Origin of the sequence: Keratinibaculum paraultunense (assembly GCF_016767175.1) — a bacterium.
GTDB lineage: Bacteria > Bacillota > Clostridia > Tissierellales > Tepidimicrobiaceae > Keratinibaculum > Keratinibaculum paraultunense.
In genome coordinates, this window is the sequence record NZ_CP068564.1 from 1,359,084 (window position 1) to 1,372,521 (window position 13,438).

Genomic DNA, 13,438 nt, shown 5'->3' on the forward strand with positions numbered 1-13,438 from the left:
ATACAATTAAACTATATATTTTTATAACACAAATACCAATCTACACAACAATATCCTTCTTCTCCACTTACTCTTCGTAATAATTCTTCGTAAGTTTGAGGTGCTGGTACTACCACTGGATCTCCTGGGAACCAATTAGCAGGTGTAGCTACTTTTTCCTTATCTGATGTTTGTAAAGCTGTTAATAGCCTTATTATTTCAGGAATATACCTTCCATTAGTTAATGGGTATACGAGAATAGCTCTTATTATTTGTTTATCATCAATTATAAATACATTTCTAACTGTGGTATTTGTACTAATATCTGGAGCAATCATACCATACATATTAGCTATACTCATATCCTTGTCCGCTATTATAGGAAAAGGAATTTGAATACCTGTGTTTTGATAAATATTATAAACCCAAGCTAAATGTGAAGAATTACTATCTAAACTTAAACCTATCAATTGAGCATTTCTTTCTACGAAAGAACTGTATTGCTCTGCAAAAGCAATAAATTCAGTAGTTCACACAGGAGTAAAATCCCCTGGATGGGAAAATAAAACCACCCATTTCCCAGCAAAATCAGATAACTTCAGAGGTCCAAAAGTAGATTGAGCATAAAAATCTGGTGCTTTCATCCCTAAAGTTAAACATCTATTTTCATTCATAATTTTCACCACCAATATATATTGTTTAATATTATAATATTAATCTAAATCTAAAATGGTGAAAATTATATTATTTTATTTAGTTAAAATCTTATGAGCATCCTTCAAATATTTGATAATTTCAATGTTTTGTGGGCATGCTGCTTCGCATCTTCCACATTCTATACATTTAGAAGCATCTATTCCCTTTTCTATAAAAGAACTATATGCTTTTTTAGAGTTTTCTTCTGTGCCAAATGCATATAAATCATTATAAATTTGAAAAATATCTGGTATACTGACCCCTTGTTCACATGGAAGACAATATTCACATCCAGTACACCCAACTTTTATCTTTTCATTATAAACATCTGTAACCTTATCTATTAATTTTAATTCCTCTTCACTTAAAGAATTTGCTTTAGCATTAGAAACAGTTTTTATATTTTCTTTTACTTGTTCAATATTATTCATACCACTTAATACTACAGACACTTCTCTATGATTTAGTACCCATCTAAGAGCCCATTCAGCAGGAGTTCTTTTTTCCTCATATAAATTCCATATAGATTTAATTTCCTCTGATGGATTTGCTAATTTTCCACCTTTAATAGGCTCCATTATAACTACTGATATGCCTTTATTATAAGCATATTTTAATCCTTCTTCTCCAGCTTGATAATCCCTATCAACATAGTTTAATTGTATTTGACAAAAATCCCAATCATAGGAATCAATAATCTCTTTAAATACATCTAGTTCATCATGAAATGAAAATCCTATATATTTAACTTTTCCACTTTTTTTGACTTCATCAGCAAATTTTAATACACCTATTTTTTTAATCTTATCCCATCTTTCCTTATTCAATGCATGCATAAGGTAAAAATCAATATAATCAGTATCTAATTTTTTTAATTGCTCATCTAAAAGTTCATTAAAATCATTATAAGATTCAACTTTCCAAACTGGAAGCTTTGTAGCAAGATAAACCTTTTTTCTATAACCATCTTTTAAAGCTTTCCCTACTACATATTCACTATTGCCTTGATGGTAATTATAAGCTGTATCAATATAATTTACTCCATTATCTATAGCATATCTAAGCATTTCTATAGTTTTTTCTTCATCTATTTTACTAGAATCATTATCCAGTATTGGAAAACGCATACATCCAAACCCAAGAGCTGATACTTTAATATTGTCTTTAGTAAAATTCCTATATTGCATAAAATTCCCCCTTAAATATTATACTGTATATAGAATATTCTACAAATATTTTGTTTTTCCTTCAATTTTAATGAAAAAAATTATATTTTTTTTGCCTTATGACAAGCGACAAAATGATCTTTTTCTATTTCCTCTAATTTTGGGGAAAATTTTCTGCACACTTTTACAGCATAAGGACATCTATCAACAAATCTACAATTATCTTCAGGATCTACAGGGCTTGGTACATCTCCTTCCAATATTATCCTGTGTCTATTTCTTTGAATTTCTGGGTCTGGAATAGGTATGGCTGAAAGCAAAGCTTTTGTATATGGATGAATTGGATTATCATAAAGTTCCTCTGAGCTTGCAATTTCAACTAAATGTCCTAAATACATAACCCCTACTCTATCAGAAATATATCTAACCATAGATAAATCATGAGCTATAAACAAATAAGTTAACCCTAACTCATCCTGCAATCTTTTTAAAAAATTAACCACTTGAGCCTGTATAGATACATCTAATGCAGATATAGGCTCATCACATATTATAAATTTAGGATTTAATGCAAGTGCCCTTGCAATCCCTATCCTTTGACGTTGCCCTCCAGAAAATTCATGAGGAAATCTTAAAGAATGTTCTTCATTTAAACCTACAAGTTCTAATAATTCAATTACTCTATCATGACATTTCTTAGAGTTATCATACATATGATGAACTTTCAAAGGTTCAGCTACAATTTCTTCAACTGTCATCCTAGGATTTAATGATGCATAAGGATCTTGAAATATCATTTGAAAATTTCTACGCATATCCTGCATTTCATGTCTAGATAATTCGTATATATTTACTCCTTCAAAAAACATCTGCCCATCTGTAGGTTCATAAAGTCTAATCATTGTTCTAGCAGCGGTAGACTTACCACATCCAGATTCTCCCACAAGCCCAAATGTTTCCCTAGGATATATATCAAAACTAATACCATCCACAGCCTTTAATTTTCCTTCTCCAACATCAAAATATTTTTTTATATTCCTCACAGAAACTAAAGGTTCCATAATTATACTACACTCCCTTCCGCTACACTTTTGGCCATTGGATGATTTAACCAACAACAGCTATAATGTGTATCGGTATGATATTCACGTTCTGGCATGTATTCCTTACAAATAACCATAGCCTCATCACATCTATCGAAAAATGGGCAACCCTTAGGAGGAGCATACAAATCAGGAGGCGTTCCCTCAATAGAATGTAGTATTTCAGATCTATCCATATCTAGACGAGGAACACTACCTAATAACTTTCTAGTATAAGGATGTTTTGGATTTTTAAAAATTTCATATACTGTACCTTCTTCCATCAATTGCCCAGCATACATTACAATAACTCTATCGCTCATATCAGCAACAACACCTAAATCGTGAGTAATCAAAATAATAGACGTATCAAATTGATTTTGAATCTCCTTCATAAGGTCTAATATCTGTGCTTGAACGGTTACATCTAGTGCAGTAGTAGGTTCGTCAGCTATCAAAAGCTTAGGATTTGCAACCATAGCAATTGCTATCATAACTCTTTGACGCATACCACCTGAAAATTCATGAGGATATTGCTTAATCCTTTTTTTGGGTTGAGGTACAGACACTAGATTTAACATTTCTATAGCTTTCTTTTCTGCCTCACTAGAACTTAATTTTTTATTTTTAACTAATCCCTCCACTATTTGTTTTCCAATCTTCATAGTTGGATTTAATGAAGTCATTGGGTCTTGAAATATCATAGAAATTTGATTTCCACGAATTTGCTGCATTTCTTTTTCACTTTTTTTAACAATATCTTCACCTTCAAATAGAATTTGTCCATTCTTATAAAATGCAGGTGGCATAGGAAGTAGCTGCATAATAGAACTTGCTGTTACACTCTTACCACAACCTGACTCTCCTACCAAAGCCACAGTTTCTTTTTTATTCACATGAAAGCTAACGCCACGCACGGCTTCAACCTCTCCAAAAAAAGTTTGGAAAGATACTGCTAAATTCTTCACTTCTAACAACTTCTCCATTTTCCCACCTCTTTCTATTTACGTAATCTTGGATCAAGTGCATCCCTTAAGCCATCACCTAATACATTAAATGAAAACATTAAAATAGATATTAACACTGCTGGTATCAATATTTGATAAAAAAGTCCTATTGGCATAACAGCTAAACCATCGTTAGCTAAAGTTCCAAGACTTGGTTTAGGTGGCTGTAAACCTAATCCTAAAAAACCTAAAGTTGCTTCTGAAAATATTGCTACTGGTATAGTTAAAGTTAAATTAACTAGAATAGGTCCTAAGGTATTTGGCACAATATGTTTTCTAAGAATCCATCCCTTAGAAGCACCTATAGATTCTGAAGCTAATGAGTATTCTGATTCTCTAAGTTGAAGTACCTGTCCTCTAACTAAATTAGCCATAGGCACCCATCCTGTTATAGTCATAGCAAGAATTAAAACAAACATGGAAGTTCCCGCTCCTGCCTCTGAAAATACTACAGATAGTAGCACAACAACTAACATATAAGGAATACTATAAATAACCTCTGCTATTCGCATCATAATAGAATCTACCTTAGGAGATGCCATTCCAGCAATTCCTCCATATAAAACCCCTATACCAAAGTCAATAAGAGCTGCAAGTATCCCAATGATTAAAGAATATCTAGTACCCAACCAAGTACGAGAAAATAAGTCCCTGCCTAATTCATCAGTACCAAACCAATGTTCTTTATTCGGTTTAACATTGATCTTTTTTAAATTTTGCTCATAATATTTATATCCACTTATTTGCGGTCCTACAATGGACATAATAGTTAAAATTATTAAAAGTACTAAGCCAGTCATAGCTAATTTATTTTGTTTTAATCTACGCCATACATCAGCCCAATATTTTATATTAGGCCTTTTTATTTTTTCAGAATCTCTCAATTCTTGAGGAGCTTTTTCAAACATTTCCTTGGTATATACTATATCGTTTCTCATTTTTAGTGTCCCTCCTCAGTAAGTCTAATTCTAGGATCTATTAATGTATATGCAACATCAACAAATAATAACATTACAATTAATATAATTGCATAAAAAACTGTAATTCCCATTATTAAAGTATAGTCCCTGTTATATATTGAAGTTGTGAAAAACATTCCTAAACCAGGAATACCAAAAATCTTTTCAATAACAAAACTACCTACTAAAAGATTAGAAATTGTAGTCCCTAATATGGATACAATAGGTAATATTGCATTCCTAACAGCGTGTTTCAAAATAACTGACAATTTAGAAATTCCTTTGGATTTTGCAGTTTTAATATAATCTTGCCCTATTACCTCTAACATACTAGAACGCATCAGCCTTGCCATTTGAGCTAATGGCATCATTGCCAAAGCAATAGATGGCAACAAAGTATGTCTCCATTCTCCCCAGCCTCCTATAGGTATCCAGTTAATTTTCCTAGCAATAAATTGAATTAAAAAAGTTCCCATTACAAAGCTAGGTACAGAAACACCTACAATAGAAATAATCATAGAAATATAATCTGGCAATTTATTCTGATATAATGCTGCTATTGCACCAAGAGCAGGTCCAAATATCAAAGCTATGAAAAGAGCTTGTGCTCCTAAATAAGCAGAAACAGGAAACCCCCTTGCAATCATTTCATTTACAGTTTCAGTATTGGATTTCATGGATTCTCCAAAATCCCCTCTAGCAATATTCTTTAAATACATTAAATACTGCTGACTATAAGGTTTGTCTAATCCATATTTTCTAAGCAAGTTTTGATAAACTGCCTCAGGTATTCTTTTATTTTCATTAGCAAATGGGTCTCCAGGAACAGAGTGCATTAAAATAAAAGTAATAGTAATTATTACCCATAAAGTAACTATAGCCATTGCAAGCCTTTTTATAATATATTTACTCATATTACCTCCCCTTTTCCTTTATACTAAATATAAAATGAAAGCTTATATTTGTATAAATCGTCTTTTTAAATTTAAATAAACATCAGATTAAACCATACATTATTATTTCATCTGGGACAGTACTAGTGCTGTCCCAGAAATTTTTAAACTATTTAGTTATATCAGCATAAGTTATTACTGGATATCTTATAGGAACCTTTACAACGCCTTTTACTCCATCTCTTAAAACATATGGTTGAGTATAGAAATATACTGAAATAACTGGCATATCTTCCATTACCATCTTCTCTGCTTTTCTCATAGCTTCCATGCGAACTTTTTGATCTATTGTTGATTTTGCCTCATCTAATAATGCATCATACTTTGGATTATTGTAATTTACATCATTAAAAGCACTCTTTGACCACCAAAGTTCCAAAATCGTCATAGGATCCATAAAATCTCCTATCCATCCCCCTCTAGATATGTCATAATCCCCTGCTTTTTCTCTATCAAGTTTTACTTGAAACTCAACATTTTCAAGGCCTATCTCAATCCCTAAAACAGTTCTCCACATTTCTTGAACAGCTTGTGCAATTTTTTTATGGGATTCTGAAGTGTTATAAAGAAGAACAAAATTACTGTTATTAAAATCTTCAATAGTCATTCCTTCTTCACTTAAACCTTCTTCTAATAATTCTTTTGCTTTTTCTGGATCATATTCAATTAATTTGCCAACACTATCTCTAAACTCTTTACCATTTTCATCCTTTAGTCCATAAGGAACCACACCTTCAGCTGCTATTTGACCGCCTTGAGTAATATCTTTTACTATAGTTTCCCTATCTAATGCCATAGATAAAGCTTTTCTTACCTTTACATTATTAAATGGTTTAACATCTGGATTTACATTATAATAATAAGTGCCAACTTGAGGTCCTATGTGTAATTGAGGATCATTTTCTGCTTGAAGTTGTGCAACTACCGATGTTGGTATATCTACCAAAATATCATATTCTCCACCTTCATATTTTTGCCATGCAGTATTTTGGTCTTCTATAATATCCAATTCAATACCATCTAATTTAATCTTATCTGCATTATAGTACAAATCATTCTTTTCCATAGCAATCTTAGCATTATGTTCCCATTTAACTAATTTAAATGGTCCATTAGAAACATGAGTTTCAGATTTTTTTGCCCAATCTGGATTGGATTCTACCACCTTTTTATTCACTGGAAAATATGTGTAAAAAGCAGTTAATTCTAAAAAATATGCTGTTGGAGATTCTAAAGTTACTTCTAAGGTTTTCTCATCTAAAGCCTTAACAGCCACATCGTCCCTTGAACCTTCCCCTGTATTATAGGCTTCTGCACCTTTAATGTAATAAAGTATATGTGCATAATCTGCAGCTAATTCTGGATCTAAAGCCCTCTTCCAACTAAATTCAAAGTCTTCAGCCGTTACTGGATCACCATTTGACCATTTGATATCATCACGAAGAGTAAAAGTATAAGTTAACCCGTCCTCTGAAATTTCATAATCTTCAGCCATACCTGGTACTAACTCCCCTTTTTCATCGAATGTCATGAGCCCTTCAAATATATTTTCTAATATCCAAGACTCATGAGTTCCTTGAGCTAATGGAGGATCTAAGGAACCCGGTTCACTGCTGTTATTAGATCTTAAAATCTTTTTAACCCCTGTATCTCCATCCGAGTTAGAACATCCTGTAAAGAGCACTGATACTAAAAGGATAATGCTCAAAAGGATTGAAAATTTCTTCTTCATTAAATTTAACCCCCTTTTAATTTGTTCTGCAAAATATAAATTTCTTTATAACATTATATGAATTCATATCCTTGGTTAGTATAAAATTTATAAAAAATAAAAAAGCCTCTTATACTATAAAAAGCATAAAAGGCTAATAACAAGAAATAACTACATAATATCAACAAAATATTTATGCAAACTGCCATTTAATTTAATTCCATGTTTTTTAAATACATTATTTAATGCCTTTAAGGTAATGTAAGTCTTATCTTCATAACAATTTTCACCCATATGTCCTATTCTAATTACCTTATTTTCTAAATAATCAAAGGCTCCTGCTATCATAATATTATGATCTTCCAACATACTACTAAATATTTCATTAAAACTTATTCCCTTTGGAATTAAAACTGTAGTAACTGTATTAGAATATCCACTTAAAGGATATAATTCTAGTCCAGCTTGAATGAAAGACTCTCTAACTCCATTGGCAATTTTTTTATGTCTTTCTATATAATCTCCTCTTTCCAATATCCTGTCTACTGCACAGTCTAATCCATATATGTCACTTATAGGTTGAGTATAAGGAAACCATTTTTCTTCATACCAGTTTTTCCACAAAGCCAAATTGCAATAAAAAGATTTAATAGGTATATTTCTGTTAAGTATAATATCCCAAGCATCCTTACTAATACTTAAAAGAGTTAATCCTGGTGAAGCCGATAAACATTTTTGACTTCCCCCTAGAACCACATCCATCTGCCATTTATCTACTTCAATAGGTTCGCCCCCAATAGCAGAAACTGCATCTACCACGGAAATTATTCCGTATTCCTTTAATAATGGACATATTTCATCTACAGGATTAGTTATACCAGAAGGAGTTTCACAATAAACTAAAGTAGCTAACTTAAAATCATTATCTTTTTCCAAAAAATCCTTTAATTCATTTAAATCAATAGCCCTTCTATAATCTCCTTCAAAATATATAACTTCCCCACCATATATCTTAGCAAAATCACCAAAACCTTTTCCAAATATACCATTGTCTATACAAAGTATTCTATCTCCTGGTTCTATTAAAGAAGCACATGCAGCCTCTAACCCTAAAATACCCTCACCATTTAATATAAGTACATCATTTTTAGTATTTAATAATTTCTTCAACTTATCACAGGTTTGTTTGTAAAATTCAAAAAAATCAATATCTAAATCTGGATTAGTTATATCCTGAGCCATAGCTTTCCGCACATCTTCATGAATCTCTGTAGGTCCAGGAGTCATAATTAAAGGTTTTTTCAAAAATATCCCCTCCATTTTGCAAGTGTATTATATCACTTTAAAAGTGTACCCATTAAATTTATAGTATCATTACAATTTTATCGTGTCAATATAATAGGATTGAAAATACTACTATTTTCCTGGTAGAATAAGCTTTTCTATCTTTATTTTAATTCTATTTTTGTTACTTGGTTTAAATTATTTTTTTCATAGTATTCAATATTAACTTCATCGTCAATCTTTATAAAGGGCAGATTTTCTGATACTTCAATATTAGCTATAAATATTTTATCACTATTATCCAATAAGAAATAATAATGAGTATTCCCATCTATGACCACAGATTCAATACCAATGATTTTACCCGTTATATTTAAAAACTCCGTAGGTTCTTCATCCGCTTCAGATTGAAGATTGGTTATATCCTTGCCTAAATGAGTACTAACTACATTATCTACTGTTGTACCAATAGATACCTGCTGATAATTGCCAGCATCAACTAATGCATACATTTTAACAAGCCCCGCTTCATCTTTTAATGACATAAAATAAGTCGGTTTATTACCTATATTTAATAGTATTGGAAAAGTTGATATATATCCTTTCTCCTGCACCGCTCCCTCAGCACTTTCCATAGCTGAAAACTCTTCCGCAGATGACATCTTATAAAATTTAGTATCCTTTGTTCTCATGTTTACAAGCACAAATCCAACATTAGATTCATCAGCTCCTACAGAAGTCATACCTGTATACAGATAAACATCATCATCTATAGCTAAATAATTGTAACCTTCTGTTGTTTGCAATACACCTTTTTGAGCAAATATGGAATTGAAAAATCCTGATTGAAGCCCACCATTCCAATTAAGTTGCCTGATTATTTCGTTAGCATCATAAATCCTATCAACCCATCTGGGTACATCTTCTATATTGTATTTTTTCGTCTCACCATTTGTTGCATCGGTTAGTATTACTTCCTTTACATCAAACCCACCAAACCAACCGATAGTATTGTGATATACTGGTGCTACCCAATAAGGAACTCCCTCTTCATCAATTTCAAAGTTAATTTCAAAGAACATGTCCTTAGGATATTTTAGTCTTAAATGCCTATAGATATTTCTTGAAAATTTATCTGACTTAGAATACTTTATGTTATTTTTGAGTTTCTTTAGCTCTACTTTTCCATCTATCATATCCACTATAATATAATTAGGAATACCTTCATTCTTGTTGCCTATCCATTTTAAAAATCCATTGTATTCTAGAGGTGTAACCCTTACAGGCTTACCCTTGTAATTAATTTGAGTATAAGCGTCAGATACATTGTATTGAGAAACTAAATCCAACATTTCTCCCATCTTTCTACTACCTAATCTTTGGGCTGTATCTCTATCAACTGTAGGGACTTGCTCAAAAGAGGCTTCCTTTATATCTTCTTCAAAAGAACTATTTTCCCTATTAATTAAATTAGCGTATCTAGTTGGATGAAATATCACAGTTGAAGACAATTTTAACACAATTAATAGTGCCAATAAAATCCCTGGTGCTATAAATAATTTATAATACTTCTTGTCAAAGGTAATTAGTATAACTACTATAAATAATAAATTAATTATCAAATAAATCCAAAATTCAAAAGAATGTAAGTTGATCGCTGGTAAAAATATATACCATAAAATAAATGCTAACAATGGTATTAATAGTACTCTTACAATTTTAGAAAAATTTACTTTCTTTCCTTTTTGTTCCATACAAACTTCGCCTCCTAATATTTATTAATTAATTTCTTGCAAATCATCCTTATCTATATTAATCTTTCAAATATATACTAATATCTATTTTTAGCCAATTATCTATATATTCTTTATCCTCTACTATACCATATATTAATTTCCCTGCATCCATAAGTCTTGCCAAAACTTCGTTTTTTTCTTTGGGTACATAGCCAATTTTATTTCCCTTTTCATCCTTGATTATTATAGCTAATTCATCATATTTATTATCTTTTTCCCTAAAAAAATTTAATTTAGTCCCTTTTACTATATTTTCCCCTATAGCATCTATATCTTCCACATAAGTAGTGCCCGCCACATGGGTATCTATAAGAAATATTTCCCTTTGGAAAGGTTTGCCTAATTCTATATTACCCACTTTATTTATTATTTCTATTATGGCATTTTTTGTAGGTTTCTCTATATTACTCATATTGCACCTCAATTCAAATAACTATTTTTACTTGGCAATAATTCTAATAATTCTTTTTCAGTCATTTCTAATATTAATTTTGCTATTTCAATTTTTTCCTTCAATTCCTCTTGCTTTTCCGTAACTTTCTCCTCATTCATTAAAAATGTTTCCTGATTAAAGGGAAAATCATTTTGAATAGTTTCTATTTCCATAGAAATAGTATATATTTTATTTTTAAAAAATTTAATTTTCCCTCTTAATTCTTCCATAGAATTTATTTCTTCTATGTTCTCATTTTCCATAGCCATTTCATAAAAAATTTTAAGTAAATCCAAATCTCCCATTTCATAAGCATTCTTAGCTCTTTGCCACAAAACTTCTTCTTTTTCTGTGATATTAGAATTTAAATCAGGATGTAGTTCTTTTGCAATTTCTATGTAAAGCCTTTTTAATTCTTTGGATTCTTCAATACTTAAATCCTTTAAATTACTTATTTCCTTAGCAGTCCTAATGTCTTCTGCCATTATTTTCAATTTATCCATATATTCTTTATATTCTTTGTCCAATTGTTTTTCTATTTCTTCTTCATCTATTTTCTCCTGATGGTTGATTTTAGCCTGTATCATTTGAATTTTTCTATGGGTTCGCAAAATTTGGGTTTCAATTTCAAAAATTTTATATTCATATTTTCCAATTTTATTTATATAGTCTGTTTCAAGTTTAATTCTCTTGTGCTCTATTAGATAATCTTTTGTTTCAATTAAACGAGCTAATTCTTCTTTTAAAATATTGTATTTATCTATTAAAGATTGATACTTTAGATGAATTTTTAAATTTGACATGGTATCTCCTTCTTTTATCTGATTATATATATTATATCTTATAATTGAAAATTTCATATTGGTATTGTAGATTCTATCTCCTATTTTATTATTAGCACATTCGATAAAATCAGAACCTTATCGACTATCTAGCATATTCTATGCCTATTAATTCTCCAAATTCAATTGCAGTTTTGGGATTTGAGCAATATAGGATTATGTTTAGCCCAGAATTAGAATAAAGATTAATAACTCCATATTTACAAATAGGTAATTGTCTATTATCTTTATATCTTTTATCTGGTGTTCCATTTTTATTAACCTTTTCCCATGTATAATCTATTATCTCTGTATCTTTGGGAACTGTTGAGGTTTCAATAAAATTAGTATAGCTTATATCGATATGAATATCATCATAAGAAATTGCCCCTATTTTTGAGCCCTTGATTACAACGACCTTATCAGGTAAAAAAACAAGTGTTTCTTTATGAAGCTTAACTTGAATTATTCTTATATCAGTTTTCAGATAAAAAGGTGCTTTTTCTATTATTTTAAAATTTTTTCTATTAACTAAACTTGATGCTCCAGCATAAATTTTTCGATTTGAAACATCACCTGATTGTAATATTTGCCATAATGACGAAGACTTATTTAAAATCTCCCAAGCAGCTATTGTTTTATTATGACGTTCTATGTAGAATTCATCTAGTTCATAGTCTATGCTTATTTTACCTTTAGTTTTAACATAAATTTTTAAAAATAGACCTATTATTCCTGTAAATAGAAATATCTTTTTGAACGCCAATAAAAATGTAAAGCATAACCAATTAGAAATCTTGTTCAATGAAAGTATTTTTTCAATAGAAGTGATAAAATCTTTATATTCTACAGGTTGATAGCTTTCTATATCAGCACTAACAATATCTTTCATAATAGGTTCCTGAGTTGCAGTGATTGAAGGATTACCCCTATTTTTATTGCTTGATTCTTCGACATAACTAAGACCAGTTCCAGGAACGGAATAAGTTTTCCTTACATTACCCTTGGCTGTTTTGGTTACACGATACCCCGGTACTCCCCAGCTATATCCCACGCCAGATTTACTTAGATTTACTCTAAATCCACCTCCAAGATTGATGCTTTTTCTTATTCTAAATCCCATATTAAAGACCTCCCTCTATCGAATTTCATAAAAAATTATTTTTTATCTATAATTTAACAAATTTGATTTCCTACCATCCCTTCTTCAAAACCCTTCTCTTCTCCCCATTATCCAATACCTTAGAACAAGATTCCCAATCTATATGTTTACCTCTAATTTTATGCAATGAGCTATATCTATTGCAAATACTAAGATTTTCCCATATTTTTTATGTTTTCTTTGTAATATTGTATTATTATTTTGTTTAGAATATCTTGTCCTAAATCTCCAAATTGTTCTAGATATTTGTAGTCATCTTCTGCAAATTCTGCTTCAAAATCTATTAGCGTTCATAATAATAAGTAATGAATCCAAAAAGTCCTTCTATATCTAGGGATTTTCTAATTAAAAATGCTGTTTCTGACAGGAAAATTTATATCATTATCCAT

General features: G+C 30.5%; 12 protein-coding genes. All 12 read right to left on the reverse strand.

Annotated features, from left to right (window positions below):
• Positions 1–11 precede the first annotated feature (11 nt).
• Positions 12–653, reverse strand: coding sequence for a peroxiredoxin (locus JL105_RS06790; RefSeq protein ID WP_132026778.1), 642 nt, complete (start codon positions 651–653; stop codon positions 12–14).
• 75 nt (positions 654–728) lie between these two features.
• On the reverse strand, positions 729–1,862 hold the full coding sequence (locus JL105_RS06800) for an aldo/keto reductase (protein ID WP_132026780.1): 1,134 nt from the start codon (positions 1,860–1,862) through the stop codon (positions 729–731).
• A gap of 80 nt (positions 1,863–1,942) precedes the next feature.
• On the reverse strand, positions 1,943–2,902 hold the full coding sequence (locus tag JL105_RS06805; protein ID WP_132026782.1) for an ABC transporter ATP-binding protein: 960 nt from the start codon (positions 2,900–2,902) through the stop codon (positions 1,943–1,945).
• Positions 2,903–2,904: 2 nt separating this feature from the next.
• Entirely contained in the window at positions 2,905–3,909 is a 1,005-nt protein-coding gene (locus tag JL105_RS06810; protein WP_132026783.1) for an ABC transporter ATP-binding protein, read from the reverse strand.
• A 14-nt stretch (positions 3,910–3,923) separates the two neighbouring features.
• Entirely contained in the window at positions 3,924–4,868 is a 945-nt protein-coding gene (locus tag JL105_RS06815) for an ABC transporter permease (protein ID WP_132026785.1), read from the reverse strand.
• Positions 4,869–4,870: 2 nt separating this feature from the next.
• Entirely contained in the window at positions 4,871–5,803 is a 933-nt protein-coding gene (locus JL105_RS06820; RefSeq protein WP_132026787.1) for an ABC transporter permease, read from the reverse strand.
• Between the two features lie 148 nt (positions 5,804–5,951).
• Positions 5,952–7,574: a peptide ABC transporter substrate-binding protein gene (locus JL105_RS06825; RefSeq protein WP_132026789.1), complete on the reverse strand. Its 1,623-nt coding sequence runs from the start codon at positions 7,572–7,574 to the stop codon at positions 5,952–5,954.
• A gap of 150 nt (positions 7,575–7,724) precedes the next feature.
• Positions 7,725–8,858 carry a pyridoxal-phosphate-dependent aminotransferase family protein gene (locus JL105_RS06830; protein WP_132026791.1) on the reverse strand — a complete coding sequence of 378 codons (1,134 nt, stop codon included), beginning with the start codon at positions 8,856–8,858 and terminating at the stop codon, positions 7,725–7,727.
• 143 nt (positions 8,859–9,001) lie between these two features.
• Positions 9,002–10,591 (reverse strand): hypothetical protein, encoded by a 1,590-nt coding sequence (locus JL105_RS06835; protein WP_202690450.1) that lies wholly within the window; start codon positions 10,589–10,591, stop codon positions 9,002–9,004.
• A 58-nt stretch (positions 10,592–10,649) separates the two neighbouring features.
• Positions 10,650–11,045 (reverse strand): HIRAN domain-containing protein, encoded by a 396-nt coding sequence (locus tag JL105_RS06840; RefSeq protein WP_132026793.1) that lies wholly within the window; start codon positions 11,043–11,045, stop codon positions 10,650–10,652.
• An 8-nt stretch (positions 11,046–11,053) separates the two neighbouring features.
• Positions 11,054–11,869 (reverse strand): hypothetical protein, encoded by an 816-nt coding sequence (locus tag JL105_RS06845; protein WP_202690451.1) that lies wholly within the window; start codon positions 11,867–11,869, stop codon positions 11,054–11,056.
• A 124-nt stretch (positions 11,870–11,993) separates the two neighbouring features.
• Positions 11,994–13,010 (reverse strand): DUF4236 domain-containing protein, encoded by a 1,017-nt coding sequence (locus JL105_RS06850; RefSeq protein WP_132026797.1) that lies wholly within the window; start codon positions 13,008–13,010, stop codon positions 11,994–11,996.
• Positions 13,011–13,438 lie beyond the last annotated feature (428 nt).